Source organism: Bradyrhizobium nivariense (genome assembly GCF_029846695.2).
GTDB lineage: Bacteria > Pseudomonadota > Alphaproteobacteria > Rhizobiales > Xanthobacteraceae > Bradyrhizobium.
The window spans coordinates 48,907-75,523 of sequence record NZ_JARWCR020000041.1; the positions used below are offsets into that span (position 1 = coordinate 48,907).

23 protein-coding genes and 1 tRNA gene are annotated in these 26,617 nt (G+C 63.5%); 9 read left to right on the top strand and 15 right to left on the bottom strand.

Annotated features, from left to right (window positions below; translation table 11 throughout):
* The first annotated feature begins 98 nt into the window (after positions 1-98).
* Positions 99-1,064, top strand: a complete 966-nt coding sequence (locus QCM77_RS28275; protein ID WP_279668883.1) for a Bug family tripartite tricarboxylate transporter substrate binding protein — start codon at positions 99-101, stop codon at positions 1,062-1,064.
* A gap of 137 nt (positions 1,065-1,201) precedes the next feature.
* Here QCM77_RS28275 and QCM77_RS28280 read toward each other — a convergent pair whose 3' ends face one another.
* The 3 genes from QCM77_RS28280 to QCM77_RS28290 all read right to left on the bottom strand — a co-directional run bounded on the left by QCM77_RS28280 (position 1,202) and on the right by QCM77_RS28290 (position 4,697).
* Positions 1,202-2,836: an alkaline phosphatase family protein gene (locus tag QCM77_RS28280; RefSeq protein ID WP_279685789.1), complete on the bottom strand. Its 1,635-nt coding sequence runs from the start codon at positions 2,834-2,836 to the stop codon at positions 1,202-1,204.
* A gap of 219 nt (positions 2,837-3,055) precedes the next feature.
* Positions 3,056-4,096, bottom strand: a complete 1,041-nt coding sequence (obgE, locus tag QCM77_RS28285; RefSeq protein WP_279669156.1) for a GTPase ObgE — start codon at positions 4,094-4,096, stop codon at positions 3,056-3,058.
* A 121-nt stretch (positions 4,097-4,217) separates the two neighbouring features.
* The gene (locus QCM77_RS28290; protein ID WP_279685791.1) at positions 4,218-4,697 is read right to left on the bottom strand and encodes a MaoC family dehydratase; all 480 of its coding nucleotides are present in this window, start codon (positions 4,695-4,697) and stop codon (positions 4,218-4,220) included.
* Positions 4,698-4,818: 121 nt separating this feature from the next.
* Here QCM77_RS28290 and QCM77_RS28295 point away from each other — a divergent pair, with 121 nt between their 5' ends.
* A complete protein-coding gene (locus QCM77_RS28295; RefSeq protein ID WP_279669158.1) occupies positions 4,819-5,733 on the top strand; it encodes a DMT family transporter in 915 nt (304 codons plus the stop codon).
* Between the two features lie 3 nt (positions 5,734-5,736).
* Here the strand turns inward: QCM77_RS28295 and QCM77_RS28300 are convergent, their stop codons facing one another.
* From QCM77_RS28300 to rplU, 3 genes are all read right to left on the bottom strand, one after another.
* Positions 5,737-6,330, bottom strand: a complete 594-nt coding sequence (locus QCM77_RS28300) for a GNAT family N-acetyltransferase (RefSeq protein ID WP_279669159.1) — start codon at positions 6,328-6,330, stop codon at positions 5,737-5,739.
* A gap of 155 nt (positions 6,331-6,485) precedes the next feature.
* A complete protein-coding gene (gene rpmA / locus QCM77_RS28305) occupies positions 6,486-6,755 on the bottom strand; it encodes a 50S ribosomal protein L27 (protein ID WP_007598923.1) in 270 nt (89 codons plus the stop codon).
* Positions 6,756-6,852: 97 nt separating this feature from the next.
* Positions 6,853-7,242 carry a 50S ribosomal protein L21 gene (rplU, locus tag QCM77_RS28310; RefSeq protein WP_279685793.1) on the bottom strand — a complete coding sequence of 130 codons (390 nt, stop codon included), beginning with the start codon at positions 7,240-7,242 and terminating at the stop codon, positions 6,853-6,855.
* Between the two features lie 349 nt (positions 7,243-7,591).
* On the opposite strand from rplU, the gene QCM77_RS28315 reads away from it, so the two are divergent.
* Positions 7,592-8,746, top strand: a complete 1,155-nt coding sequence (locus QCM77_RS28315) for an ROK family protein (RefSeq protein WP_279685794.1) — start codon at positions 7,592-7,594, stop codon at positions 8,744-8,746.
* A 175-nt stretch (positions 8,747-8,921) separates the two neighbouring features.
* Here QCM77_RS28315 and QCM77_RS28320 read toward each other — a convergent pair whose 3' ends face one another.
* Positions 8,922-9,785, bottom strand: coding sequence for an alpha/beta fold hydrolase (locus tag QCM77_RS28320; protein WP_279685795.1), 864 nt, complete (start codon positions 9,783-9,785; stop codon positions 8,922-8,924).
* A 233-nt stretch (positions 9,786-10,018) separates the two neighbouring features.
* Between QCM77_RS28320 and QCM77_RS28325 the strand changes: the two genes are divergently transcribed.
* Positions 10,019-10,108, top strand: a tRNA-Ser gene (locus QCM77_RS28325).
* 374 nt (positions 10,109-10,482) lie between these two features.
* On the opposite strand, the gene QCM77_RS28330 is transcribed toward QCM77_RS28325, so the two are convergent.
* Positions 10,483-10,833: a hypothetical protein gene (locus QCM77_RS28330; protein WP_279685797.1), complete on the bottom strand. Its 351-nt coding sequence runs from the start codon at positions 10,831-10,833 to the stop codon at positions 10,483-10,485.
* A 246-nt stretch (positions 10,834-11,079) separates the two neighbouring features.
* On the opposite strand from QCM77_RS28330, the gene QCM77_RS28335 reads away from it, so the two are divergent.
* Together QCM77_RS28335 and QCM77_RS28340 are read left to right on the top strand one after the other, a co-directional pair.
* Complete coding sequence (locus tag QCM77_RS28335; protein WP_279685799.1) at positions 11,080-15,279, top strand: PDDEXK-like endonuclease domain-containing protein; 4,200 nt, start codon at positions 11,080-11,082, stop codon at positions 15,277-15,279.
* Positions 15,280-15,776: 497 nt separating this feature from the next.
* The gene (locus QCM77_RS28340) at positions 15,777-16,637 is read left to right on the top strand and encodes a DMT family transporter (protein ID WP_279685800.1); all 861 of its coding nucleotides are present in this window, start codon (positions 15,777-15,779) and stop codon (positions 16,635-16,637) included.
* 7 nt (positions 16,638-16,644) lie between these two features.
* Here the strand turns inward: QCM77_RS28340 and QCM77_RS28345 are convergent, their stop codons facing one another.
* From QCM77_RS28345 to QCM77_RS28355, 3 genes are all read right to left on the bottom strand, one after another.
* A complete protein-coding gene (locus QCM77_RS28345; protein ID WP_279685802.1) occupies positions 16,645-17,859 on the bottom strand; it encodes an EAL domain-containing response regulator in 1,215 nt (404 codons plus the stop codon).
* Between the two features lie 285 nt (positions 17,860-18,144).
* Positions 18,145-18,570 carry a hypothetical protein gene (locus QCM77_RS28350; protein WP_279685803.1) on the bottom strand — a complete coding sequence of 142 codons (426 nt, stop codon included), beginning with the start codon at positions 18,568-18,570 and terminating at the stop codon, positions 18,145-18,147.
* Positions 18,571-18,939: 369 nt separating this feature from the next.
* Positions 18,940-20,103, bottom strand: coding sequence for a hypothetical protein (locus QCM77_RS28355; RefSeq protein ID WP_279685804.1), 1,164 nt, complete (start codon positions 20,101-20,103; stop codon positions 18,940-18,942).
* 339 nt (positions 20,104-20,442) lie between these two features.
* On the opposite strand from QCM77_RS28355, the gene QCM77_RS28360 reads away from it, so the two are divergent.
* Positions 20,443-21,060: a helix-turn-helix domain-containing protein gene (locus QCM77_RS28360; RefSeq protein ID WP_279669288.1), complete on the top strand. Its 618-nt coding sequence runs from the start codon at positions 20,443-20,445 to the stop codon at positions 21,058-21,060.
* 81 nt (positions 21,061-21,141) lie between these two features.
* On the opposite strand, the gene QCM77_RS28365 is transcribed toward QCM77_RS28360, so the two are convergent.
* From QCM77_RS28365 to QCM77_RS28380, 4 genes are all read right to left on the bottom strand, one after another.
* Positions 21,142-21,390: a hypothetical protein gene (locus QCM77_RS28365; protein WP_279669289.1), complete on the bottom strand. Its 249-nt coding sequence runs from the start codon at positions 21,388-21,390 to the stop codon at positions 21,142-21,144.
* A 99-nt stretch (positions 21,391-21,489) separates the two neighbouring features.
* Positions 21,490-21,867: an Hpt domain-containing protein gene (locus tag QCM77_RS28370; RefSeq protein ID WP_279685809.1), complete on the bottom strand. Its 378-nt coding sequence runs from the start codon at positions 21,865-21,867 to the stop codon at positions 21,490-21,492.
* Positions 21,868-22,023: 156 nt separating this feature from the next.
* Complete coding sequence (locus tag QCM77_RS28375; protein WP_279669291.1) at positions 22,024-22,722, bottom strand: Crp/Fnr family transcriptional regulator; 699 nt, start codon at positions 22,720-22,722, stop codon at positions 22,024-22,026.
* 251 nt (positions 22,723-22,973) lie between these two features.
* Positions 22,974-23,684 (bottom strand): Crp/Fnr family transcriptional regulator, encoded by a 711-nt coding sequence (locus QCM77_RS28380; protein WP_279685805.1) that lies wholly within the window; start codon positions 23,682-23,684, stop codon positions 22,974-22,976.
* Between the two features lie 427 nt (positions 23,685-24,111).
* On the opposite strand from QCM77_RS28380, the gene QCM77_RS28385 reads away from it, so the two are divergent.
* Together QCM77_RS28385 and QCM77_RS28390 are read left to right on the top strand one after the other, a co-directional pair.
* Positions 24,112-24,594, top strand: a complete 483-nt coding sequence (locus QCM77_RS28385; protein WP_279669294.1) for a response regulator — start codon at positions 24,112-24,114, stop codon at positions 24,592-24,594.
* A 417-nt stretch (positions 24,595-25,011) separates the two neighbouring features.
* Positions 25,012-26,617: chemotaxis protein CheA (locus QCM77_RS28390; protein ID WP_279685807.1), on the top strand; the 1,606-nt coding region annotated here is incomplete at its 3' end.

Here is a 26,617-nt window from a genome sequence, read left to right on the forward strand (position 1 = left end):
GGCCGGCGCAAGGCGGCAGGCCCGGTAAACGGCGCTTGTCCGGAACGCCCGTCTGGCTCTAATTGTCGTCAACCATAATGGGCTCAAAGAGGAAACCAATGGATCGCCGCAACTTCATCGCCGGGTGCCTCGGGTTGCCGCTATTGGCGCAGGCGGGCGGGTCGCAAGCGCAGGCCGGGCTGACGAAAATGATCTTCCCGTTTGCGGCCGGAGCCGGCGGCGACACGCTGTGCCGGCTGATTGCCCAGGAAATGGCACCGGCGCTGCAACGGACCATCGTGGTCGAGAACCGCACCGGCGGTGACGGCCTGATCGGCATCAAGGCGGTGAAGGGGTCCAGCCCCGACGGCAGCATGGTGCTGGTGACGACCGGACCCACGATGTACCTGCTGCCGATGGTGGAGACGACTCCGAGCTTCGACGCGGCCAAGGATTTCATGCCGGTGTCGCTGCTGGCGCGGTTCGAGTTCGCGCTCGTGATCGGACCGGGGGTCGATGCCGCCGATTTCAAGGGGTTCGTCGCCTGGCTGAAGGCGCATCCGGACAAGACGTCGTTCGGCGTGCCCAGCAACGGCACCATCCCGCATTTCATGGGCTCCAAGCTCGAGAAGGATCTCGGCATTCCCCTGACCCGCGTGCCCTATCGCGGCAGCGCGCCGATCCTCAACGACCTCGTCGGCGGCCATGTCTCGTTCGGCATCACGACATTGGCGGATGCGCTGCCGCAGCATCGCGCCAAGGGCGTGAAGATCATCGCGGTCTCGAGCGCGGAGCGTTCGCCCTTTGCACCAGATGTGCCGACGCTGAAGGAGAGCGGCATCGATCTCGTCGCGGATGCCTGGTACGGCATGTGGCTTCCCGCCGGCAGCCCGCCGGAATTCGCGAGCAAGCTCGGCGCAGCCGCGAGCGCCGCGCTCGCCAAGCCCGAGGTGAAGGAAAAGCTCACCGCGATCGGCTTGATCCCGGTCGGCTCGACCGCGGAAGGTCTGACGAAGGAGCTCGCCGCCAACACCGCGTTCTGGCAACCGGTCGTGAAGGCGACGGGGTACAAGATCGAGAATTAAGCCGGGCGCCTCACTCTATCCCCTCATCCTGAGGAGTGCGCTCTTGCGCGCGTCTCGAAGGATGAAAGGCCCGACTGCAGCAGCGGTGGCCTGCATGGTTCGAGACGGCGCTTTCGCGCCTCCTCACCATGAGGGTCTTACATCTTCGCGCGTTGCGCGATTCCGTCCTTGATCGCGGCGAGCTCTTTCTCATCCCAGACGCCGATCAAGATCCCGCCCTTCACCTGGAGCTGGTTGTCGGCATAGTTCGCGATCTTCTCGCGGGGGGTGGTGATGTGGTCGTTGGGATGCAGTGCCCAGTCGAACAATTCGGCCTGCAACCGCGCGATGATGCCGGCGCACTCCGGGTCGTCGCCGCGATCCAGAAATTCTTCCGGATCGGTCTCCAGGTCATACAGCATCGGGCGGAAGCCGGAGGCGTGGATGTATTTCCAGCGGCCGTCGAACACCATGAACAGGCGGCAGCGCTCGATCGGCTGGTTCAATTTCAGCCTTACATCCTGCATCGCGTAGTCGTATTCGGAGAACGCGACCTTGCGCCAATCCGGCGGCGTTGGCCCGCGCAGCAGCGGCAGCAGCGAGCGTCCTTCGAGGATGTGGCCCGGCACCTTGCCGCCGAAATAATCGACGAAGGTCGGCGCGAGATCGATGCCTTCGACCAGCGCATCGCTGCGCGTGCCGCGCGTGGCGTCGGCCTCCTTCGAAGGATCGATGATGATCAGGGGGATCTTCGCCGACTGCTCGTGGAACAGGTCCTTCTCGCCCATCCAGTGATCGCCGAGATAATCGCCATGATCGGAGGTGAAGACGATCATGGTCGTGTCCACGAGGTCGCGCTCCTCCAGAAATTTCATCAGCACGCCCATCTGATCGTCGATCTGGGTGATCAGGCCCATATAGGTCGGGATCACCTTCTCGCGGGCATCGTCGCGCACCATGTTGCGGGAGTAGCGCATGTCCATATAGGCGCCGAACACCGGATGCGGATTCTGGCGCTCGCGCTCGGAGCGGATCGCCGGAATCATGTCATCCGTCGAATACATGCTGGCGTAAGGTTCGGGCGCGATGTAGGGCCAGTGCGGCTTGATGTAGGACAGATGCAGGCACCACGGCTTGCCGTCGGTTTCGGCCTCGCTGATGAAGTCCATCGCGCGGCGCGTCATGTAGGGCGTTTCGGAATGTTCGTCCGGTACGCGCGCGGCCTTGTCGGCATGCACGAGCAGCCAGCCGTTTTGGAGCGAGCCGTCCTCCGCTGCACCTGAATTCGCCCAATGCTCCCAGGGATTGGTCGCTTCAAAACCCTGCTGGCGCAGATACTCATCGTATTTCGGGCGCGGCCTCCCGGTCGGATGCAGGCCGTCGTCACGCTCATAAGGCTCGAACCCGCATTCGGCGACGTGCACGCCGATCACCGATTCCGGCGGGATGCCGAGCGCCTTCATGCCTTCGAGATCGGGCGCCATGTGGGTCTTGCCGACCAGCACGTTGCGCACGCCGAGCTTCTTGAGGTGATCGCCGAGCGTGGGTTCGCCGACGCGTAGCGGCCAGCCATTCCAGTGCGAGCCGTGCGAGCGCATATAGCGCCCGGTGTAGAACGACATCCGCGAGGGGCCGCAGATCGGCGACTGCACATAGGCCTTGCTGAAGAGCACGCCGCGCTTCGCCATGGCGTCGACGTTCGGCGTCTTCAGCGTGGGATGGCCGGTGCAGCCGAGATAGTCATAGCGAAGCTGGTCGCACATGATCCAGAGAACGTTCTTCGCGCGCGCCATGCGTCATCCCTGCCGTTTCTTGATTGTTCGATGCTGCGCTATCGCGTTAGCGAAGACAACCTCTCCCAACGTCGTCCCGGCCTGGTGCGCAATTGCGCACGGGGGCCGGGACCCATACTCCTCAGAAGAAGTTATGGCGTGAGATGGCAATGACCAATCTTCGCCAAATCGCATTCGGTGGTTATGGGTCCCGGCCTTCGCCGGGACGACGGAGGGGGGTCAAACCGACCACGGCTCCGCTTCGGCCGCGCTCTTCGCCTTGGCGGAGACCGGGCTTTCGCCGATCACGTCCGCCAGCGCGCGCAACGCTTCCTTCACGCCATCGCCGGTGACGGCGGAGAGCAGCAGCGGCGTCTTCTTGGCGGCGCGCTTCAGCCGGTCCTTCTGCTTCTTGAGCTCGTCCGGCTCGACCGCGTCGATCTTGTTCAGCGCGACGATCTCGATCTTGTCGGTGAGCTGCCCGGCATAGGCGTCCAGCTCCGTTCGCACCGTCTTGTAGGCCTTGCCGGCATGCTCGCATGTCGCATCGACGAGATGCAGCAGCACGCGGCAGCGCTCGACATGGGCGAGGAAGCGGTCGCCGAGACCCACACCTTCATGCGCGCCTTCGATCAGACCGGGGATGTCCGCCAGCACGAATTCGCGGCCGTCGGCATCCACGACGCCGAGCTGCGGATGCAGCGTGGTGAAGGGATAGTCGGCGATCTTCGGCTTGGCCGCGCTGACCTTGGCGAGGAAGGTGGATTTGCCGGCATTGGGCAGGCCGACGAGGCCGGCATCCGCGATCAGCTTCAGCCGCAGCCAGATCCAGCGCTCTTCGCCAGGCTGGCCGGGATTGGCATTGCGCGGCGCGCGGTTGGTCGAGGTTTTGAAATGCGCGTTGCCGAAGCCGCCATTGCCGCCCTCGGCCAATACGAATTTTTCGCCGACAGTGGTGAAGTCGTGGATCATGGTCTCGCGATCCTCGTCGAAGATCTGCGTGCCCATGGGAACCTTCAGCACGATCGCCTTGCCGTTGGCGCCATGGCGGTCCGAGCCTGCGCCGTTCTCGCCCTTCTGGGCCTTGAAGTGCTGCTGGTAGCGATAGTCGATCAGCGTGTTCAGCCCGTCGGCGACCTCGATGATGACATTGCCGCCGCGGCCGCCATTGCCGCCGGAGGGACCGCCGAATTCGATGAATTTTTCGCGGCGGAACGCCACACAGCCGTTCCCGCCGTCACCGGAGCGGATATAGACCTTTGCTTCGTCAAGGAATTTCATGGGCCATAGGTAGGCCAGCCGGGCACGTGCGGCAACCCGGGCTGACCCGCAAATCGGCCGAATCTCCGCGATTTTGGGGCCGTGCTTAACCCCAAGATCAGGTTCAAGGTCCAAGACGACATCAGAGCGGCCGGCGCCGGATCAGGAATTTCTGCGTGCCCTCCAGCACCAGCTCCTTGCGCTGGTTGAATACGGTGCTTTTGAGCGTCACCGCGCCGGTCGAGCGTCCCGGCACCAGCTCGATGACCTCGAGCGCGGGATAGATGGTGTCGTCGGCGAACACCGGTTTGAGGAATCGGCTCGACTGCTCGAGGAAGCCGACCAGGGATTCCTCGACCATGAACGGAAACAGGCCCGCGCCGGGTGCGGTGTGGATCAGCGTCTGGAAACCGTGGGCCAGCAAATGCGGCATGCCGCGGCTGCGGCAATACTCCACATCGTAATGCACCGGATGGGTGTCGCCGCTGGCTGTCTGGAACGCCGCGAACACCGCCGTCGTCTGGGTGCGGCTCGGCAGCACAAAACGCTCGCCGACCACGAAATCCTCAAACCAGCGTTGCGCGAGGATCATGCGATGCCGGGCCGGGTCGAAGTCGGTCATGCGCTGCACCATCAGGATGGATTCGAAAGATTATCCGTATCGCGCGGCGCGGAGTGCGACAATGCGTTCAATTCATTGGAGGCGGGCTTGTCCGGCGCGCCCACGCGATTAAAACGCGCCAATGCCCCTTTTCAAAAATCTCTCGGCCTATGACGAACGCTCGGCGCGCCTTGCCGGCATTGCGCTCATGGTGCTGTCGATCTTCATGTTCTCGTTCGGCGATGCCATGGGCAAGTTCCTGGTCGGGAGTTATTCGGTGGGGCAGCTGCTGTTCCTGCGCGCCTGCGCAGCGCTGCTGCTGCTGTCGCCGCTGGTCTGGCGGCAGCGTCACCAGTTCCTGCATCTGGAGCGGCCGGGCCTCCAGCTCTTCCGCGTGGTGCTGTCGACGCTGGAAGTAGCCGCCTTCTTCCTTGCGACGGTCTATCTGCCGCTCGCCGACGTCATCACCTATTATCTCGCCGGCCCGATCTTCGTCACGGCGATGTCGGCGATCTTCCTGGGCGAGAAGGTCGGCTGGCGGCGCTGGACGGCGATCCTGATCGGCTTCTGCGGCGTGCTGATCGCGCTGCGGCCGTCGGCACAGACGGCGAGCCTGCCGGCGCTGATTGCGCTTGGCGGCAGCCTGTCGTTTGCAACGCTGATGCTGATCACGCGCAGCCTGCGCAAGACGCCAGACATCGTGATGGCGTCCTCGCAATTCGTCGGCACGTTTTCGCTGGGCGCTGTGCTGTCGGCGTTCCACTGGGTGCCGCCGACATCAGGCAGCCTCGCGATCTTCGCGCTGGCGGGGTGCGTCTCGGTCACCGCGCTGTTCTGCGTCAACCGGTCGCTCAAGCTGGCGCCGGCCAGCGTCGTCGTGCCCTATCAATATTCGATGATCGTCTGGGCCGTGATCTTCGGCTTCGTCGTGTTCGGCGACGTGCCCGAGGCCGCCACCATTGTCGGCGCCGCCATCATCATCGGCGCCGGGTTCTATATCTATCTGCGTGAGCGCGATCTCGGCCGCGCCGGCGGAGAGGTGAATCCGCCGGCGTAGCTCCTACCTCACGCGCCTCGCACTGCTCCAGCTCTTCAGCGACGCCCACACGCCACGTGACAGGCGGAAGCAGTCGACGGGCGTCGACGAGCCCAGCGCCAGAAAGCGGTGCAGCTGGACGCCGCTCCACTGGAAGCCGCACTTCTCCAGCACCTTGCGCGAGGCCGGGTTGGTGACGCGCGCACCTGCATAGAGATGATCGTCCTCGAACTCCTCGAAGAAGAAGTCGATCGCGCCGCGCGCGGCTTCGGTGGCAAAGCCCCGGCCCCAATGCTCGACGCCGAGCCAATAGCCGAGCTCGGCATTGCCGGGCGTGGAGCAGTCGATGCCGACCATGCCGACCGGCCCGCTGTCATGCTCGATCAGGAACACGGTCTCGCTGCCGAGCGCGGCGGTGGCGCGGACGAATGCGACGGCGTCGTCCTGCGAATAGGGATGGGGGAGGCGCCGGGTGTTTTCGGCGACGCGACGGTCGTTGGCGAGGAGGGCGATGGTCCTGACGTCGGCCAGGGTCGGCCGCCGCAAGGTCAGCCGCTCGGTGGCGACGACGCTCAGTCTCGCCTCCTGCAAGGTCGTGCTCGAAAAATCCTGCAACATGTCCGGCTCCGTCGAAGTCACCAAATGGAAAGTGAGCAAGTCAAACGAAAGGGGAGGCCGGTTTCCCGCCTCCCCTGGAGCCTTCGATCTCTATGATCTCAAGGACTCCGCCGGTTCGGTCTGGGACCCGGCGGACTCCAAATTTGGTCCACCGTCTATTCGGCCGCCTCTGCGAGCGGGAGCACCGAGATGAAGGTGCGGCCGTTGGCTTTAGCCTGGAACGTTACGCGACCCTCGACCTTGGCGAACAAAGTGTGGTCCGTGCCCATGCCGACATTAAGGCCGGGATGCCAGGTGGTGCCGCGCTGACGCGCAATGATGTTGCCGGGAATCACAACTTCCCCGCCGAACGCCTTGATACCGAGGCGCTTGCCTTTGGAATCGCGACCGTTGCGCGATGAACCGCCTGCTTTTTTGTGAGCCATGGCTCGTCTCCGAAATCCTGAGTATTTCTAGATCAATTCCTTGACGGAATCATTTCACAATTTCTCACGCATCAATTCGTGATGGCGCGTGATCAAATTATGCGGCGGCCTCTTCGGTTGCCGTTTCCTTGGCGACCTTTTCCCGCTTCGGCCGCGGCCCCTTGGTGGGCTTGGCGCCGTCCGTCAGGATCTCCGAGATGCGCAGCACCGTGATCTCGTCGCGATAGCCGCGCTTGCGGCGCGAGTTCTTGCGGCGGCGCTTCTTGAACGCGATGACCTTGGGACCGCGCTTGTGGTCGAGCACCTCGACCGCAACGGACGCGCCTGCGACCGTCGGCAGACCCAGGACCGGCGTGTCGCCGCCGACCAGCAGAACTTCATTGAGCTGCACGATCGAGCCGACTTCGCCTTCGATCTTGCCTACTTCCAGGACATCATCCGGAACGACGCGGTATTGCCGGCCGCCGGTTTTGATGACTGCGAACATCGTTGTTTTCCTTCGTGTTCAATCCCGGCCTCGCGACTGATAACGTCGGGGCCGGCTTTTTGTCAGTCGCTACGGGTTTATGCGAGTATGGGTTTATGCGAGTTTTGTGCGGGCGGGAGTTATCCCTTTGAAAACCCACGCAAAAACAAGCGGCGCGAGAAACGCCCCGCGCCGGTTGCGGGATTTATAGCCGCTCGCTCCCGGGAGTCAAGGAAAACCGGGCAAAACGGCCCGGAACTGAAGCATTTGGGTCGAATTCGAGCCCGGCAGCCGAATCTCGGCCCGCCCTGCAACCAACGGGTTCCCGGGCCGTTGTTCACGCGAATTCTCGCGCGGGCAAGGGCTTTCCATGGCAACAGACGAACTGGTCAAGAGCACGGGCATCGCCACCCACGGCGCCGCGCGGCTGCCCTCGGTGGACGTCGACAGCTTCAACATCGAGATGAAGGACGAGGACGGTTTTCTCGGCGACCGCGCCAGCAAGGGCGCGTTCCGCGAGATCCTCGAGCGCTGGCGCAAGCCGCTGCGCAAGACCGGCGAGGACCCGTTCGGCAAGGAGCCCTCGGAGAACGTCAGCAAGAAGACGCTGGATGCCATCCTGATCGGCGACGACACCGAGGCCTCCGCGGTGGTGCACAGCGCGATCGAGGAGTTTGCCCAGGAGCTCGCCTATGTCACGCGGCGTTTCCTCAAGTCCAAGGCCTGGGCCAAGACCGAACGGATCGTGGTCGGCGGCGGTTTGCGCGATTCCCGGCTTGGCGAGCTCGCGATCGCGCGCACCGAGATCATCCTGAAATCCGAGGACCTCAAGATCGACCTGATGCCGATCCGCCATCATCCTGATGAAGCCGGCCTGCTTGGCGCGCTGCATCTGGCGCCGTCATGGATCTTCGAGGCCTATGACAGCATCCTCGCCGTCGACATCGGCGGCACCAACATCCGCTGCGGTCTAGTGGAGACGGGCTGGAAAAAGGCAAAAGACCTGTCGAAGGCCAAGGTCGTGAAGTCCGAGTTGTGGCGCCATGCCGACGACGAGCCGACGCGCGAAGGCGCGGTGAAGGGGCTCACGAAGATGCTGAAGGGGCTGATCACCGAGGCCGAGGAAGAAGGCTTCAAGCTGGCGCCGTTCATCGGCATCGCCTGTCCCGGCGTGATCAACGAGGACGGCTCCATCGAGAAGGGCGCGCAGAACCTGCCGGGCAATTGGGAGAGCAGCAAGTTCAACCTGCCGGCGAGCCTGATCGAGGGCATCCCTGTCATCGGCGAGCACGACACCGCGATCCTGATGCACAATGACGGCGTGGTTCAGGGCCTCTCCGAGGTGCCGTTCATGCAGGACGTCGACCGCTGGGGCGTGCTCACCATCGGCACCGGGCTCGGCAATGCCCGCTTCACCAACCGCCGCAAGGACGGCGGCCAAGGCAAAGATAACGGAAAAGACCGGGATTCCACGGAGAACGGCAAGGAAACTAACAAGAAAAAAGGCAAGAACGACAAGGAGTAACCTTGACTGGTTAGGTTAAGGACCGGATTGCGTTGCGGGCCGCTCGGCGCACGCTACGGTCGAATTGTCGCCTCACCTGGCCGGCGAAGCCGCCCTTCCCAGCCAGTATTTCAATGAGCGGCACGGGACCGCCAGTGTTTACCGCGTCTGGCGGTCCCACCCCCGGTTTTGGGGCTCAACTCCAGCCGATGCGCTGAAAGAACGCCGCGATCTCCGTTGCCGCGCGATCCGGATCTTCCCGATGCGGGAAATGTCCGACGTCCGGAAACATCTCAACATCGACATTGCCAAATGTCTCTCCCAGCCGGTCGGTCCAGGCGTAGGGAAACAGCGGATCGTGCTCGGCCCAGCGCACGCAGGTCGGCACGTTGATCGGCGGCAGCTTTGGAGCTTCGCCCTTCAGCATCGCGACGCGCCCGGCATGCGACGCGCGATAATGCGCAAAGCCGCCGGCGAGATTGCCTTCCTCAAGGAAATTGTCGGCGAAGGCGTCGAGAACGTCGTCGAAGGCGTCCTTGCGATGCGTCCAGCCTTTCAGGAAGTGGCTGATATAGAGCCGGCAGCTTTCGCGGCTCGCTCCGACGAGTCGCTCGGCCATCTCCATCTGATGGAAGGACTGGTACCAGATGTGGTTGAGCCGATCGGGCGCGGCCATGCGCGGCCCGATGCCGGGATAGACGAAATCGAAGAAAAACAGTCCGGCGAGCCGCTCTGGCGCCTGCCTGCCCAAGGGCTGCATCACGGCGCCGCCGACATCATGGCCGACCACGGCGAATCGCTCGATGCCGAGCCCGTCCATCAGCGCCAGCATGTCCGCCGCGTGGCCATCCGGCCCGTAAGCCCCCTCCGGCTTGTCGCTGTCGCCAAAGCCGCGCAGGTCGGGCGCGATCAACATGAAACGGTCTGCCAGCCGCGCCATCACCGGCTCCCAGGTCAGCCAGAATTCCGGCCAACCATGCAGCAAAAGCAGCGGTTTGCCCCGGCCGGTGCGGACCAGGTGGAAATCGGCACCATTGGCCTTGATCGTGAGATGCTCCATGGCAGTTCCTCCTGAAGGCGAGAGCGTTTTCGAGCGAAGTGGACACCGGTTCGCGTCAAGAAAACGCGTCAAAACAAGAATCTGGAGCCCCGTTTCGATTCATCGGAACGGGGTTCGAGGACAGGGGATGAAAGAGGCAGCGGATTTTCCCCTTTCGCGCCTTGTCTGGCCCGCCATCCTCGCCTATTAACGCCCCCAACCACAGGGGCCCTGCTCCTTACTTGGCGCCTTCAGGAGAGGTGGCAGAGTGGTCGAATGCACCGCACTCGAAATGCGGCATAGGTGCAAGCCTATCGGGGGTTCGAATCCCTCCCTCTCCGCCATCTAACAGCGACGTGCGAAAACCCAGAAAAGCAGGGCAGTCCAAGAGCCTCTCGGTTCGGTGGTGAGTGCTGCGGTGGAGACCCGCTATCCGGCCAAATTGCCATCATCGCCGGGTCAATATCTTGCAAATGGGACGTTTGATCCGCGCGGAATGGCGCCACCCGCCAATAACCCCCTTGAGCGGCCTTGGCGACGAGATTGTCATTCAGATCCGATTTCGACTATCTCTGGTAGATGAAGGGCATCGGGGACAAGTGCTCGGTATTCATGGAGGCGACTATTGAGGGGACCGGTAGACGCCAAGGCCGGCACTGACGAGACGCCCGTCGAACGTCTTACGGAACTGCTCGACTATGTCGGACAGGTGATCAAGCTAGACGAACGAGCGACGTTCAGACTTTCCGAGTATCGCCTCGCCAATGGCCAGACCTTCACGTTCCATGAACATGAGTTTCACGCGCTTCCGGGCATAACTCACGATCTGACCGACGACGACGGCGCGATCTGGCTGAGCGCTGAGCGCCTGAAGCGGAACAATCCACCTGCGCCGCTCGATGGGTTGTCGCCATGGATCGAGCTTTCGCCGGATCCCGACAAGACGCCGGTGACGCGCGACCATGTGCTGATCACAGTCGGCAAGGCCGAGTGCGATGAATTCGTCGCCTCCGGTCGGGCCCGCGCGGAGGATTGCGCCGAGTCGTTTGCGATTGGCGCAAAGGGCCAATTCGATATCAGACTGCGGTTGGAAGACTGGCCCGAGATCGCCAACGAGATCGAAGGTTACATCTCGCAGTCTTGGCTACCGTGGTCGGTTGCCGAGAGGCCGCGAAGGCGCTCGATCGCGCTCTATCAGAAGCTTTTCGAGGTCGCACAGCTATCGGAGATGGGAGGCGCCGAACAGGCGATCGAACTGGTCTGGGGGATCGGCCTTTCACGCTGGATGTTCGAAGGCACGTTGATCGACCTTCCATTGATCGAGCGCCTGGTCGAGATCGAGATCGACGAAGGCGCTGCGGGCACAATCCGGGTTCGGCCCAGGCAAGCGCCGGCGACCGTGAACCTGAGGCCCTACGATGAATTGAAGATCGACGGCGTCCCCACGGCGCAGGATGCTGCACGCCGGGCGCTTGCGATGACGGACGATGAAGTCGGCGTAAGCCCGTTCGAGCGCGACACCTTCGAACTGGTTTTGCGTGCGTGCCAGACTAGGCTCGATCCGGAAGGCATCTACCTTCCCGATAGCGAGCGCATCGAGCCGACGGCGCCACCGCCGTCAGCGACGCAGAACCTCGTCGTCACCGACCGCTGGGTGTTGGTGGCGCGGAAGCGATCCGACAACTTCCTTCTTCAAGACATTGAGAATCTCAAGCGCGCAATCGAAGTATCGCCCGCCAACCTCCCGGGACCGTCACGGACGTTGGTGATGGGCCCGGCGCCGTCCAATTCCAATCGTTGGAGTGCGCTGCCAAGTTCCCTAGGAGGCGCGACCGGCCCTGCGGCGTCGGAAGAGCCGACCGCGCCGCTAGGCGACCTCTTCTTTCCGAAGCCGTTCAACGACGAACAGGTCGAGATCGTCAGGCGGCTGGAAAAGAACGACGGCGTCGTCGTCCAGGGTCCGCCGGGCACCGGAAAGACGCACACAATATCGAACATCATCTGTCACTATCTGGCGCTCGGGCGCCGCGTGCTCGTCGTATCCCATGGCGAGCCCGCACTATCTGTGCTTCGCGATCAATTGCCGGCAGAAGTCCGCGATCTGGCGATCAGCATTACGACGTCGGAAAAGGAGGGCTTCAAACAGCTCGAGGGAGCAGTTCGGCTGCTCCAATCTATCATCGAAAGTATCCACCCGGGTGAACAACTTCGATTGATAGGCGATCTCGAAACCGCGATCATTGGCATGCGCAATCGGATCGCCGTGATCGACGCCGAGATAGGTAGGTTCGCGGAGAAGCAGCTCTCATCTGTCCCCGGAAGCGACCTGCGGCCGGCCGAATTGGCCGCCGCCGTCGTCGCGAACGGTGACAAGTATTCATGGTTCGTCGATAGGCCGAACGTGTTTGCGGCGGACGCGAAGTGCACCGATGCCGACTTCGCACGGGTCCGGGAAGCGAGGCTCGCGCTTGGCGCACGTGTCGAGCATCTGCGCGTCGACCTGCCGTCGATATCGGATCTGCCCAGTGGCCGCGCGCTCGCCAATCTTCACCGCGATATCCAGCGTGCAGATGCACTGAACGCGGAAGCTGCGAAGGACGCATCCCTTGTTCTGCGGCTGCATTCCGTCGAAGCTCTCAAGAAAGCCGAGCGTGCGGCCGATGCGCTAGACGTTCTGGTCGAGGCCTGCCGTCATCTCGAGCGTTTTCCGTTCCTACGGCCAATCTGCACGGGCTCGCAATTCGACGAAAACGACCCGGCGATGCTGGCGCTGCGGTCGTTCTTGCCGGAGGCAAAGTCGGTCGTGGAGGAGCACGTCAGATATCTGCAGAAGCCGGTCACGGTGCAGGACGACGTGTCTCCAGAAATGCAGGATTTGATCGCGCGTGCCGCCGCCGGAGACAAGATCTTCGGTATGTTCGCCTTCAAGGAGAAGGCTCTTCGGCCTGCGATCGAGGCCATCCGAATACTGTCAAGTGCGCCGTCGAGCCCTGAAGAGTGGTCGCACGTCCGCGATTATGTGGCATGGCGCAGACGGTTCGCTGATCTGCGCCTGCAATGGAACGGACTGGCGCCAGAACTCGCGGCCAAGGGCGTGGGCATCGGAGCGCCTAGACAGCTGTCCGAACTGTCGGATGCGCTTGAGGGTGCCCTCATTCTCGCCCCGAGAATCCATGACAGCCTGCAGGTCGAGCTCCGCGACGTGGCCATCGGCGAAACGACAGGACTGTGGCCCGATGAGGCCAGGCTGCGAGCCATCCGCACGGCGCTCCGGAACGCCGTCGCGGCGGTGCGGCTCGCCGCCGCCCGGCAGGAAGTAGCGCGGCTCTCCGAGCTCTTCGGGGAAAGAGGGGGAAAGTTCGGTCGACTGGCGAAGTCGTTCATGGACGAGGTGGTCGGGCGCGGCGACCTTCCGGAAGCGCGTGTGGAAGAGACTTGGACGAAGCTCCTGCAGGCGATCGATGATCTGGCCCGTCACCGTTCACACTTCGAGACGCTGCGTGAAGGCGCGGACGATATCGAGGCGGCCGGCGCACCAGCCTGGGCCGCCAAGCTGTGCACCGAGGCTGTCTTGGATGGGCAAGATCGCCAAATGCCCGCCGATTGGCGCCAAGCATGGGACTGGGGCGCGGCTCAAGGCTACTTGTCATCGCTGAATCAAAGGGACCACGTCGGCCGCCTCGCGATCGAACGATCCAAGCTCGAAACGACGGTGGCGAAGAGCTTCGAACAGCTCGTCCGCGAGCGCACCTTCTACGCACTCGCGAGCTCGATGACGGGCCAGGTCCGCGCGGCCCTGATGATGTTCGCGACTGCCCTGAGAAAGGTCGGCAAAGGTACTGGCAAAGGTGCAATGCGCCATCGCCGCGACGCCCGCAAGGCGATGGCAGCCTGCTACGACGGGGTGCCGTGCTGGATCATGCCTTCCTGGCGCGTCGCCGAGCAGCTTCCAGGCGAGCTGGGCACCTTCGATCTCGTCATCATGGACGAGGCATCGCAGTCCGACATCAAGGAGGTGACGGCCCTTCTCCGTGGCCGTAAGATCCTTGTCGTGGGAGATGACAAGCAGGTCAGTCCGAGCGCGGCCTTCATCGACAATGCGAAGATCGAAAGGCTGGAGCGTACGTTCCTGACCAATCAACCATTCAAGACGCTGCTGCTGCCGGGGGCGTCTCTGTACGATCTCGCCAAGGTGATGTTTCCTGACAAGTTCGTCATGCTGCGCGAGCACTTCAGATGCGTCGAGCCGATCATCCGGTTCTCGACGCAGTTCTACACGGAAGCGCTCGTCCCGCTGCGAATTCCGACGACCCATGAGCGCATCGATCCTCCCTTGGTGGACATCTACGTTCCCGACGGCAAACGCACAGGCGACAAGGTCAACCTCCGGGAGGCGGAGGTAGTCGTGTCGGAGGTCTTCAAGATCATCGAGAGTCCGGCGCTTTCGAAGTTCGGCGACGGCGATCGCTGGCGAAGCATCGGCGTGATCTCCCTGATCGGCTCGAAGCAGGCAGCACTGATCAACCGGATGCTGCTCGATGCCGTCGGCGAAGAAGTCTATATGCGCCACCGGATCGCATGCGGCGACAGCGCGACATTCCAGGGCAACGAACGTGACATCGTCTTCCTTTCGATGGTCGCGGATCCGACGCACAAGCAGTCGCAGACGGCCCTGCACTTCGAGCAGCGCTTCAACGTCGCCATGTCCCGTGCACGGGATCGGCTCTACCTGGTGAGATCCGTCCGCGAGGAAGAACTCAAGCCCGAGGACTTGAAGACCAAGGTCCTTCGGCATTTCCGCGATCCCATGAAGGGCGGCCAGCGTCCCAAGGGTGATTTAGCATCTCTGTGCGATTCCGACTTCGAGCGGGCCATTCTCGGTCGGCTCCTGGACCGTGGATATCGCGTGATCCCGCAGTTGGGTGCCATGGGCTTCAAGATCGACCTGGTGGTCGAAGGCGTGGGCGATCGGCGGCTGGCGATCGAATGCGATGGCGACCAGTACCACGGCCCGGAGCGCTGGGCCGACGACATGTCGAGACAGCGCGTGCTGGAACGCGTCGGTTGGCGCTTCTGGCGTTGCTGGGCGTCCAGCTTCACCGTGGATCCAGATGGCTGCATGGCCGACCTTTTCCAGATGTTGGACGCGAACGGCATCCAGCCGGCTCCCGCCGAATATCTTCCGGAGCGTTACACCGAGCAGCGCGTCGCGGATGCGAAGTCCGGTGTAAAGCCAATACCGGACGAGGTCGGCGCGACCGCAAATACGCCCGATGGTGGCATCAAGATCGGCGACAGCATCGTCGTGCGGTATCTCGATGACAACAAGACGAGCAGCTTCGTTTTGAGCCGCGACCGGCACGATCCGGTGAACGGACTGGTCGGCGCGGAGACCACGCTCGGAAAGCAGATCCTCGGCTTCAACGAGGAAGACGAAATCGAGATCGAGGATGCCGGTCGAAGCCGGCGCGTGCTCATAGTGCGGGCGGCCAAGCAGAGTGCCAGCCTGCACTAGCGTCTATTCCCGCGACGGCGGACGCCGGAAGAATCGGATCATTGACAGAATACCCAGCTTGAGTTGGGAAATCGACCGCGAGTTCTTCGCGCCTTACCGGAAAGTGGCGTAATCGTTCGGTCACCAACTACACGCCTTGCAATGATGGCATCATGCCCCTGTTTTGCCCGACGGGTCAAACCACGCGCGACGTCAGCCGAAGCCCGCCCGACACTACGATCGCCGCTTATCTCTACGACGCTCCGAAAGCGGGAAGCCAGGAAGTGTCGCCAATAACGCGCTCCAGCACCGATTCGGCGTGCGTCATTCTCCGAATTTTGCCCGACGGGTAGACGATTCCGCCCCCGCGTAAGCCATTGATCTTGCAGCCCCCGGCTACTGTGCATGGGGTTGTTTTCGAGTTTTTTGTTGACCCGTCGTCGAAGGGCTAGGGTAATCGTCACGCCACCCCGGCTGGCCTCTCCAGATCGGATCACCACCCACAAGACGAGACCAACATGCAATCTTCCGGCAGCGGCTGGGGCAACGGGCTTCTCGGCGTCATCATCTTCAGCGGCTCGCTGCCGGCGACGCGGGTGGCGGTGGGCGGTTTCTCCGCGCTGTTCCTGACCTCGGTGCGCGCGCTCATCGCGGCGCTGATCGGCGTGGCCGTGCTCGGCCTGCTCCGTCAGGCGCGGCCGGCGCGCAAGGATCTCGTCTCGCTCGCCATCGTCGCCATCGGGGTCGTGGTCGGCTTCCCGCTGCTGACGGCGCTCGCGCTCCAGCACATCACCTCGGCGCATTCGATCGTCTTCATCGGGCTGCTGCCGCTGTCGACCGCGATCTTCGGCGTGCTGCGCGGCGGCGAGCGGCCGCAGCCGATGTTCTGGCTGTTCGCCGTGCTCGGCAGCGCCACGGTGGCGGGCTTTGCCCTCTCCAACGATGGCTCCGCGTCGCTCACCGGCGATCTGCTGATGGTCGCGGCGATCGTGCTGTGCGGGCTCGGCTATGCCGAAGGCGCCGCGCTGTCGCGTCGCCTCGGCGGCTGGCAGGTGATCTCCTGGGCGCTGCTGCTGTCGCTGCCGCTGATGGTGCCGGTCGCGGTCCTGACCTGGCCGTCGACCTGGAGCGGCGTCGGCGCGCCCGCCTGGATCGGGCTCGCCTACGTCTCGATCTTCAGCATGTTTGTCGGCTTCATCTTCTGGTATCGCGGGCTTGCGATCGGCGGCATCGCCCGCGTCGGCCAGTTGCAGCAGCTCCAGCCGTTCTTCGGCCTCGCGCTTGCCGGCCTGCTTCTGCACGAACCGGTCGCCTGGAGCATGATTGCGGCGACCGCGCTGGTGGTCGCCTGCGTCTTCTTCGCGCGGCGGTTTGCCTGAGGCCGCCTCACTCGCCTCCCATCACCGTCCGCGTTAACGTGCTCCGCGCAAACTTCTTCAGCGGCATCGGCTTGCCGAACAGAAAACCCTGCACGAGGTCGAAGCCGAGCTCGTTGGCGGCGACGAGGTCGGCGCGGCTCTCGACGCCCTCGGCGACGGCGTGCACGCCATAGCCATGTGAAAGCTCGACGATGTGGCGGCACACCGTGCGCTTGAGGCGATCAGTGCCGCTGCCGGTGACGAAGTGCCGGTCGGCCTTCAGCTTGATGAAGGGAATTTTGCCGAGGTCCATCAGCGACGGCCAGTTGGCGCCGAGATTGTCGATCGACAGGCCGATATTGTGCAGGCGCACTTCGCGGGCGACCTCGACGAGGAGATCGAGGTCGCGGATCGCTTCCTCGCTGTCGATCTCGATCGTCAGACCGCCGAACGCCGGATGCGTCGGCATGCGACGGCAGAGATCGCGCACGGCTTGCGGCTCCTTCAGATATGACGCCGGCAGGTTGATTGCGAGATCGACCGGGCTCTGCTGCTCCAGCAGATAGTGCCAGTCCTGCATGGCGCGCTCGATCACGAATTCGGAGAGGTCGCGCAGATGCGGGTCGTGCTCTTCAGGGATGAAATAGGCCGGCGGCACCACGCCCCAGGTCGGATGCCGCATCCGCACCAGCGCCTCGGCGCCGTTGCGGATCAGCGTGCGCGCGTCGATCTTGGGCTGGTACCAGAGCTCGAGCCAGCCGGCATGCAGGGCCTCGCCGACATGCACGGCCGGGCTCGGCGCCGGCTCCCCCGGCAGCAGCATCGCGACGCGCTCGCGCAACGTCTCCGCGGCAAAGGGCGTGGTGAGTGGCGGCAGCATCGCAAGGCCATATTCCTCGCCGACCTGCTGCACGGCCCTGACGATGATCGACTCGCGGGCGCCGACGGCCAGAACCTTGCCGTCGAATGCCTCGCGCACCAGCGTCTCCAGAAACGTGCCGGGCTCGATGCCGTCGGCGGCGATGCCGAGCAGGATCAGGTCGGGCAATTCGCGCGTCAGTATGGTTTGCAGCTCGTCGGCGCTGGCGCATTCGGTGGTGACGAAGCCGAGATCCTCCAGCACGTCCGCGAGAAAAGCGCGCAGATGGCGCTTGCCGTCGGCCACGCAGGCGCGCGGCGTCACCTTTCGCCGTCCGAAGGTTTTTGGCCTTCGTCCGGCGAGCTCAACAATTTCATCGTTCATCGCAAGCCACTCCCGTTCCGTGTCGGTGTGTTAGCGACGTGAGCAGTTTCAAATATGGAGGGCTTCAGCCGATTGTTGGATTATCTGGGTAACGTTAAAGCGGCCATCATGTCTAAAATTGTCCGGACCTCGTTGGCGAAGTTTTTACGTCTGCCCGCGCGTCGCGCGCAGCAGTGCGGCAATCACCGGAGATTTTCACGACGTGCAGTGCGGCGGTATGCACGTACACTGTCCTGCAATTGGACGAAGCCGCGCGCGCTTCGCCCCATTGAATAATGAGCTGCCTCAATTGGCCGTGGCCTTGTCGTGCTGGGCCATGCCGACCGCCTTGTAGTCGTAGGTCGGATAGAACTCGGTGCGGTAGGGACCCCACGCGGTGTCCTCGATGACGCGATTGACCTCGCGCAGCCGCGAGGCCGGCAGGCGCAGCGTGATCACCTGGCCGATGCCCATCATCACGTACCAGCTCACGACCTCGACGCCGGGTGGCGGAAACGCCTTGTGGAAGCCCTGCTTGTCGAGCTGCGCATTCAGCTCGTTCAACGGGCGGGACTGGTCGTGCTTGAAGAAGACCGTGAGCAGGACGGCGTTGTCAGCGGTCGGCGCGGCATTGCCTTGCGACGGCGAGGTCTGGGCCATTGTCGCCGATGTAAGCGCCAGCGCGCCCGCAAGGCACGCCACCATCGTCCATGTCAGTCGAGCCGGTCTCATCACGAACTCCTCTCTGTTGTTCTTGCCTGTTGTTCTTGCCACTTGCTCTTGCCGGTTGCTCTCTCAGATGGGTCGGAGGATAGGAGCGAGACCCGCGACCGGAGAACTCATTTTCGCGCGATGCGCGCATGTTCGTGGCTTCGCGCGTGACGGTTCTGCGACGATGCGGCCGGCTGCGCTGGCGCAAGTGTGAAGCACATCACATGCAGATTGCTGCAGCTGCGCTATTGCTCCGGGCAGCCGGTGGTGGGCTGTCGAGGATCGCAGCAATGACAACGCGGCGAATAATGTATTGGTGGTTCAGATTCGTGCTGTCAGGACGATTTCTCGATCGCTTCCTGACCCTGCCGCGCGCGCATTAGCGCGATATCAGGTTTGGCCGATCAGTTTGCGGAACGCGGCCGCGCCGTCCTCGATCGCATCGCGTCCCTTCCAGGCCAGATAGGACAGCTTTCCGCCGAGCGTGTCGTGGCTGCGCAGCCGGCGCGAGCCGAGAATGTGGCCGACATTGGAAGGGAAGCGGCTCACCTCGGCGGACACCAGCGCCGCGATCGCGTCCATCAATTGCTGGAGGCGAACGCCCCATTCGCAATGCTCGAGGCCGTCGATGCGCACCTTGAGCGCATATTCAGTGTCGTAGATCTCGGCGAGCAGGTCGCGTGCGACCAGCACCCGGTTGTGCCGGAGCGCGATGCGCAAGGCGAGGCGCTTGTCGTCGAGCCGGTCGAGCACCATGTGAACGACGCAGGCATAAGGCGTGGCGGCGATATCGGCGGCGCTCTTGCTCGCAGCCGGCCTGGTTGCAAGGCGCACCAATTGCCAGGGCGTCTTCAGCCGCCTCGCCAACAGCGCCAGCGCGAAGGGCAGCGCCTCGGGATGGGCCTTCTTGAAGGCGTCTAATCGCGCGGTGATCTGATCAACCAGGCCGTCGTCGAATTTCGCGATCTTCTCGGGCAGTTTTTCGTTGAACTTCGGCAGCGCGGCGCCGGCGCGCAGCACATGTTGCATCTTCTTCACGTCGTCGAAGGCGGTGCGCGACGCCGTGTATTGCGCGAGCTTGCCGCGCGCGAACTCGGTGCTCTCCACTGATGCGAGGGTGCTCTCGAGAACCTTGACGACCTTGGTCTGGAAGGTCGATGCGATCTTCAGCACCTCCTTCGGGTTGTTGGCGGCGACTTGGTCGTTGATCGCCTTGATGTAGTCGCGCGCCATGGTCGGCAGCAGGTCGCGACAGATCCACTCCCAGATCGGGGTGAGGGTGTTGCGCGAGATCCGCCCCATATTGGCATGCTCGGGCGCACCGTCGATCAGAAGCAACTCGAGCGGCGCGAAGAAATGGCGCGAGGGACTGGTGGCGCGCGCCTGGCTCGATCCGTCCTTGCGAAATTCGGCCCGCAGCTTGGACTGGATATCGGCCGCGCCCGGCATGTCGATGCCGCACAGCTCAAGCCGTTCGAGCTCGCTGAGCAGGCAGCTGCGCGACAGCGGCGTCAGCTTCTGCAGGAAGTCCGATAGCTGGTCGATCTCGTTCATGGCACGCAATCTTCCGCAACGATTCCAGCAGGCCTGCCGGCCCAATGCATGGAGGCATTTGCGCGCTCTCAATTGTGACATAGAGAAGCAAGTCGCCGTTAATTTATCCGTAAAATCCGGGGGCGCAGCTATACGGCGCGGATGTGATCGTTAAAGGGCCTGTGGCCCATCCGCCCACCATTTGGGCAGGTTTATCAACCAAGCATGTCAGGGGGCGATGCCGCACAAGCATAAAGTGTGCCTGCGCCGGCGTTTCAGCGCAAAACTGCCAAAATTACCGTAGTCTTACGGAGCAAAAAGTTAACCACAGATCGGCTTGGGTTCCGCTAAACGAGTGACATGGGGTCACAGAATGATACGGCCACTGATTCGCGGCCGTCGTACGAAAGCAGCGCTGCTCCAACTCAAGAGCTCGATTTCGTCCGCCTGAACGCCGTCCGTGCCAAGGCGGCCGACGAAATGGCCGCCGCCATCGCCCGCGAGCTCAACGGCCCCCTCACTGCGCTTCTGCTCTACATGGGCGAGATCAAGCATCACAGCGATCAGTTCGTACCGGTGACGGGCGACCGTGCCTATTTGCAGCGGGTGGTGGAGAATGCGCTGGCGCAGACCGAGCGGGTTTGTGGTCTGGTCAAGCAGCTTGCCGGTTCTCACAGGGGTGGCCTGCCGGTCGCGTCCAGGACCGAGGACGCCGGATCGAAGGCCGCGCGCGCGCCGCAGCCGCAGCGGGTGCCGAGCGCCGAAATCCTCGGCCTGTCAGGCCAGAAGCGGCTGACCAAGCGCGAGCGCGAGGTGCTGAGGCTGATCAGCGAGGGTTATTCGAACAAGCAGGGTGCGCTTCGAATGCAGATCAGTCCGCGCACCTTCGAGAGCCATCGCGCCGAGGCGATGCGCAAGCTCGGTGCGCGCAACACCGCGGACCTCGTCCGTGCGGCGCTGCTGCATTCGATCGACTGAAGGCTCTTGTGTCGTGCCGCCAGCGGGCGGCGAGGGCAGGCCCGAGAAAGCTCTCGAGGAAGCCCGGGACCCAGATCGCGCTCAGAAATAATCTTCAGCGAAGGGACGCGTGCGCGACGAGAGCCGCAGCGGCTTGAACTCTTCCTTCGGCGCGTTGGGAATGATCGTGATGGTCCAGCGGGGCGGCCTGCTCGATTCCTGCTCCAGCACCGAACGCACGAAGCCAGTCACCGTCGCCTCGCCGGCGGTCACCGTCGCCATCCGGCCGTTGAACTGTGCGATGCGGAAGCGGCGGACCTCTTTCTGGTCCGCGGTCTCGTAGGTGAACATGGAAACCCTCCTGGTTTCCGGCGACTATCGCCAACTATGATTAGCCTTCTGTGAAAATCGCAAACCGTAGAAGTACGGCGGGGATGCACGCCTGAGTGGTTAGGCTTGCGGCTCCTGCGCGCGCGCGGTGGCGTAGGCGGCGTCCATCAGGTCCAGGAGATCGCGAAATTCGGCGTCGCCGAGCCTCTCCGCGGTCTTCTCCAGCCGCAGCGCCAGCGCCGCGAGCCTGACATAGCCGAACGTTCCGGCCGCGCTCTTCAGCGAATGCGCTTCGCGCGCGATCCTGCCGTGGTGCTGCGCGAGCGAGAGCGTGCGGAACAGTTGCAGGCGCGCGCGGGTCTCGCTCCAGAACACGTCGCGCACTTCGCAGGCACCGTCCTCGCCGATCTCGCGCACCAGCGCCTGGTACGCGCCCGGCTCGCGCGCGGGCTCGGCATCGAGCGCTGTCTGCGCAGGCGCGACGGCTACTTCAAACATGGTCTTGCCTGCCTCGATCACGGTTGGTTTGCCGCCCGGCCCGTATCGGCGCGCGGCAGGCTTGTGTCTACGGCATCCAGATTTCAGTTCCGGTAGCAGGACGATGCGTGTTTGCAGGCCGGAATTAGCCGCCGGTTTACCACGCCGCGGCGCCGGTCAGCGCGGGCCGAGCAGCCGGTCATACTGCGCCTTCACAGTGGCGTAGCATTCGCACGCCGTCTGGCGCAGGCCGTCCAGGTTGAGGATCTGGATGTGTCCGCGGCTGTAGTGGATGAAATTGGCCTGCTGCAAGGTATTGGCGACCAGCGACACGCTGTTGCGCCGCGCGCCGATCATCTGGGCCATCGCCTCCTGGGTCAGCAGCAGCCGGTAGTCGCCGGAGAGATCATGGGTATGCAGCAGGCAGCGCGACAGCCGCGACTCCACCGGATGGGCGGCGTTGCAGCCCGCGGTCTGCTGCACCTGCGCGTAGACCGCCAGCCCGTGACGCGTGAGCAGCGTCCGCAGGCTGCTGCTCTGGTCGGCCGCGATGCGCAGCCGGTCGAGGTCCATCACGGACGCGGAGCCGGGAACCAGCACGATGGCCGTGTTCAGCGCGCAGGCGTCACCCATGGTCGAGAGCGTTCCGAGCAGGCTGTCGCGGCCGATCATGGCGACTTGGACATGCTCGCCCTTGGCGAGCTCCACCACCAGCGAGATGACGCCGCGATGGGGAAAGTAGGCGCGCTTGAGCGTCTCGCCGGCCTCGACCAGCACCGCGTCATGCGGCAGATCGCCCGTACGCAGGTGCGGGCGGATCAATTCATAATCGTCTGCCGACAGCGCGGACAAGAAACCGTTGGAGGAACGCACCATCGTTTCCAAAGCTGCCTCCCGTCTCCTAAAGCATGATCCGGAAAAGTGCGAAGCGGTTTTCCGAAAAGATCATGCTCAAACAACAACCTAAAGCGCGATGATGATTCATCCTCATCTCATCGCGCTTTAGACTTGCTGTCCGGGTAAGTTCCATCATGTTCCCGTCGGGATATATTGGCAATTGGGACAAGATGTCCGACCGCTGCGACGCCGCGTGCACGTCCGCATCCAGGATGATCGTGTCGCGCTTGTCACCGCACGACTCCTACCAGGCGCGAGTGGCTGGCCTTTACCGTCGAATAGCAGTCGCACGACGTGGTTTCCAGCGCCCGCGAGTCGATGATTTCGATTTGGCCGCGGGTGTAGTGAATGATGCCGGCGCGCTGGAGCGCATGCGCGACCTGGGAAATGGCGTTGCGCCGCACGCCCATCATCTGCGCCAGCGCCTCTTGTGTCAGCGGGAGGATTTGACTGTCGGACAGGTCACGGGCCCGCAAGAGCCAGCGCGCCAGCCGCGCCTCGACCGAGTGCAGCGTGTTGCACAGCAACGATTGCTGCGCATGCGCGAGCAGGGCCTGCTCATGGCGGACCATCAGGCTGCGAAACGGCATGCTTGCGGCAGCGACCGTCCGGAAAGCCGCGATTTCGAGCATGGACGCAGTCCCGGGGAACAGCACGACGGCGTCGGCCGGTGCGATGCCGTCGGCAAGCGCTGCGCCGCCGCCCACGACGCTGTCGCGGCCCAGCATCGCGACTTCGATTATCTGTCCTTCGGAAAGGCTGACCGTGATCGATACGGATCCGCCATGCGGGAAGTAAACGTATCTCACCGGGGCGCCCGCCTCGCCCAAGACAGATTCCCTGACCATTTCGACCCTGACGAGATGGGGGCGCAGCAGATTCAAATCGGCCGCGTCGAGCATTTGCAGCAACTGGTTGGGCGGGTGGCCGCTCGCGGTCATGCAGGTCGATCCGGCGCGTTCGAAGTGATCGGCGCCGCGTCCTGTTCGTCATTCAGTTGCGCGGCGGCCAGGTCATATTATACAGGTTGTGCGCCTTCCATATACCTGTTGGGGGCAGACAGGCCGGCGCATTTGCGGCGGAAGTAAGAATGGCACGCTGATTCGCTCATGAGCCTGCGCGCCAATCCTGTGAGGGTTGCGCAGGTAAAAGCGGCAAGGGGGCTTTCATGAGCCGGAAGCATTGCATCCGCGCTGCCACCGGACGTCGTTCGAGCCGCGCACCCTCGTTCGTTGGACGAGTGCTTACAGTCCTCAAACATTGCTTCGAACCACGGCGCCGCGTGGCCGCAGATTCCGCGTCCATCGTCTTCCCCGCTTCGCCAACGGCGTTTGCGACCGTCCATTTCTCGAGCAAAGGATGAAGGGTGTGCCCCACGGTTCAGTTATTGAATCGCCGAAACGGGAGGTTCAAGCGGGGACAGAATGTCTGCGCCATATTCTCATTGTCGACGACGACCCGATGGTATGCATGGCCATCGAGGTCTATCTCCAGCGCAACAATTTTCGGGTGACGATCGCCGGAGGAGGGGAAGCCGGACTTCGCGCCCTTGAACACGAACAGTTCGATCTGATGATCATCGATATCTTCATGCCGCACATGCGCGGGTTCGAATCGATCCGAATCTTTCACGAGCGGGCGCCGGCCGTTCCGCTGATCGCGATGTCCGGCTACGCTTTCGCAAATCTGAATTCGCCTGCTCCCGATTTCCTCCGGATGGCACTGGAGCTCGGTGCGGCGCGCTGTCTGCGCAAGCCGTTCACGCCGCACGCGCTGCTCGCCGCCATCAACGATTGTCTGGCGGAACACCGTCCCCACGGCGACCTTGCCTCGGCCGCGCGCCTGGGTTAGCGCGGCGCCGGCCGCGGCGGACGCGGGTAACCGTTCGTTTACCGCAAACGCGGATCTTGCGAATTGCGGCAAAGCAGCAAGCGACGGTGGCGAGAGCGCCCCGGATTGCAGGCGGCTCGGTTCGATTCCGCGAAGGCCATGCATATGGTCCTTCACGAGCAGGGCTTTCCTGCGCGCCTGGCCTCGCTGTTATCGGCACGTTTACCTACGCGTCTCGTCGTCGCGGCGTGGTGCCGGTTGTGCCGAAAACCGCTGGCGCATGCGGTCGACCGGCAAACTTGTCTTCAATATCCGTATTAGCACGGAGGATGAAATTAACGGGACCGTGAAAAGGGATGTCTAACGATCCAAGGTAGGGCTTCCGTCTATGCCAAGCGCGGCTCGGGTGTCGAGGTCCAGGTCAGTAAGGCGTAGCTCATGGATGATCTGTTGCGGGAGTTTTTGACGGAAACCAGCGAGAGCCTGGACACTGTCGACAATCAGCTGGTGAAGTTCGAGCAGGAGCCGAACAACGCCAAGATCCTGGATAACATCTTCCGCCTGGTCCACACCATCAAGGGCACCTGCGGCTTCCTCGGACTGCCGCGACTGGAAGCGCTGGCGCATGCCGGCGAGACGCTGATGGGCAAATTCCGTGACGGCATGCCGGTGACCGGGCAGGCGGTGACGGTGATCCTGTCCTCGATCGACCGCATCAAGGAAATTTTGGCCGGGCTGGAGGCGACCGAAGCCGAGCCCGAGGGCACCGACCGCGATCTCATCGACAAGCTGGAAGCGATGGTCGAGCAGGGCATGGCGGCCATGGCTGCCGGTGCTGCTGCTGCCGTGGCCGAAGCGCCGCCGCTGGTGCCGGAAGCGCCGGCTGCGGTGGAAGCCGCGCCCGCCAGCCAGGGTGCGCTGGCCGACCAGACCATGGAGCGCCCGCTCCGCCCCGGCGAAGTCTCGCTTGACGAGCTCGAGCGCGCCTTCCGCGAAACCGCGATCGAAGCGCCGACCCCCGTTGCCAAGGCTGAAGTCAAGGCCGAGCCCGCGCCGGCCGCTGAAGCCCCAGTGCCTGTTGCCAAGGAAGCCGCCAAGGAAGCTGCAAAACCCGCCAAGGAAAAGCCCGCCCCGAAGAAGTCGGCGGCCGACGAGACCGCCGTCGAGGGCGACCGCATCGCCAACCAGTCGATCCGCGTCAACGTGGATACGCTGGAGCATCTGATGACCATGGTCTCCGAGCTGGTCTTGACCCGCAACCAGCTTTTGGAGATCTCCCGCCGCAACGAGGACACCGAGTTCAAGGTGCCGCTGCAGCGGCTGTCCAACGTCACCGCCGAGCTGCAGGAGGGCGTCATGAAGACGCGCATGCAGCCGATCGGCAATGCCTGGCAGAAGCTGCCCCGCATCGTCCGCGACCTCTCGAGCGAACTCGGCAAGCAGATCGAGCTGGAGATGCACGGCGCCGACACCGAGCTCGACCGCCAGGTGCTCGACCTGATCAAGGACCCGCTCACCCACATGGTGCGCAACTCCGCCGACCATGGCCTGGAGACCCCGGCCGAGCGTCTCGCCGGCGGCAAGGGCGAGCAGGGCACCATCCGCCTGTCCGCCTATCACGAGGGCGGCCACATCATCATCTGCATCGCCGACAACGGCCGCGGCCTCAACACCGACAGGATCAAGGCCAAGGCGATCTCGTCAGGTCTCGTCACCGAGGCCGAGCTCGAGAAGATGAGCGAAGCCCAGATCCACAAGTTCATCTTCGCGCCGGGCTTCTCCACCGCGGCCGCCGTCACCTCGGTGTCGGGGCGCGGCGTCGGCATGGACGTGGTGCGCACCAATATCGACCAGATCGGCGGCACCATCGACATCAAGTCGGTGGCCGGCGAAGGCTCCTCCGTCACCATCAAGATTCCGCTGACGCTGGCCATCGTCTCGGCGCTGATCGTGGAAGCCGCCGGCGACCGCTTCGCCATCCCGCAGCTCGCCGTGGTCGAGCTGGTGCGGGCCCGCGCCAACTCAGAGCACCGCATCGAGCGCA

Bases quoted from the DNA above. Each gene is read 5' to 3' on its own strand.
- QCM77_RS28295 (WP_279669158.1), top strand. From the start codon at position 4,819: ATGCCCCTTTTCAAAAATCTCTCGGCCTATGACGAACGCTCGGCGCGC.
- QCM77_RS28275 (WP_279668883.1), top strand. From the start codon at position 99: ATGGATCGCCGCAACTTCATCGCCGGGTGCCTCGGGTTGCCGCTATTG.
- QCM77_RS28365 (WP_279669289.1), bottom strand. From the start codon at position 21,390: ATGTTCACCTACGAGACCGCGGACCAGAAAGAGGTCCGCCGCTTCCGC.
- QCM77_RS28350 (WP_279685803.1), bottom strand. From the start codon at position 18,570: ATGAGACCGGCTCGACTGACATGGACGATGGTGGCGTGCCTTGCGGGC.
- rplU (WP_279685793.1), bottom strand. From the start codon at position 7,242: ATGTTCGCAGTCATCAAAACCGGCGGCCGGCAATACCGCGTCGTTCCG.
- QCM77_RS28300 (WP_279669159.1), bottom strand. From the start codon at position 6,330: ATGTTGCAGGATTTTTCGAGCACGACCTTGCAGGAGGCGAGACTGAGC.
- rpmA (WP_007598923.1), bottom strand. From the start codon at position 6,755: ATGGCTCACAAAAAAGCAGGCGGTTCATCGCGCAACGGTCGCGATTCC.
- QCM77_RS28380 (WP_279685805.1), bottom strand. From the start codon at position 23,684: ATGACCGCGAGCGGCCACCCGCCCAACCAGTTGCTGCAAATGCTCGAC.
- QCM77_RS28355 (WP_279685804.1), bottom strand. From the start codon at position 20,103: ATGAACGAGATCGACCAGCTATCGGACTTCCTGCAGAAGCTGACGCCG.
- QCM77_RS28340 (WP_279685800.1), top strand. From the start codon at position 15,777: ATGCAATCTTCCGGCAGCGGCTGGGGCAACGGGCTTCTCGGCGTCATC.
- QCM77_RS28375 (WP_279669291.1), bottom strand. From the start codon at position 22,722: ATGGTGCGTTCCTCCAACGGTTTCTTGTCCGCGCTGTCGGCAGACGAT.
- QCM77_RS28320 (WP_279685795.1), bottom strand. From the start codon at position 9,785: ATGGAGCATCTCACGATCAAGGCCAATGGTGCCGATTTCCACCTGGTC.
- QCM77_RS28290 (WP_279685791.1), bottom strand. From the start codon at position 4,697: ATGACCGACTTCGACCCGGCCCGGCATCGCATGATCCTCGCGCAACGC.
- QCM77_RS28370 (WP_279685809.1), bottom strand. From the start codon at position 21,867: ATGTTTGAAGTAGCCGTCGCGCCTGCGCAGACAGCGCTCGATGCCGAG.
- QCM77_RS28360 (WP_279669288.1), top strand. From the start codon at position 20,443: ATGGGGTCACAGAATGATACGGCCACTGATTCGCGGCCGTCGTACGAA.
- QCM77_RS28345 (WP_279685802.1), bottom strand. From the start codon at position 17,859: ATGAACGATGAAATTGTTGAGCTCGCCGGACGAAGGCCAAAAACCTTC.
- obgE (WP_279669156.1), bottom strand. From the start codon at position 4,096: ATGAAATTCCTTGACGAAGCAAAGGTCTATATCCGCTCCGGTGACGGC.
- QCM77_RS28315 (WP_279685794.1), top strand. From the start codon at position 7,592: ATGGCAACAGACGAACTGGTCAAGAGCACGGGCATCGCCACCCACGGC.
- QCM77_RS28280 (WP_279685789.1), bottom strand. From the start codon at position 2,836: ATGGCGCGCGCGAAGAACGTTCTCTGGATCATGTGCGACCAGCTTCGC.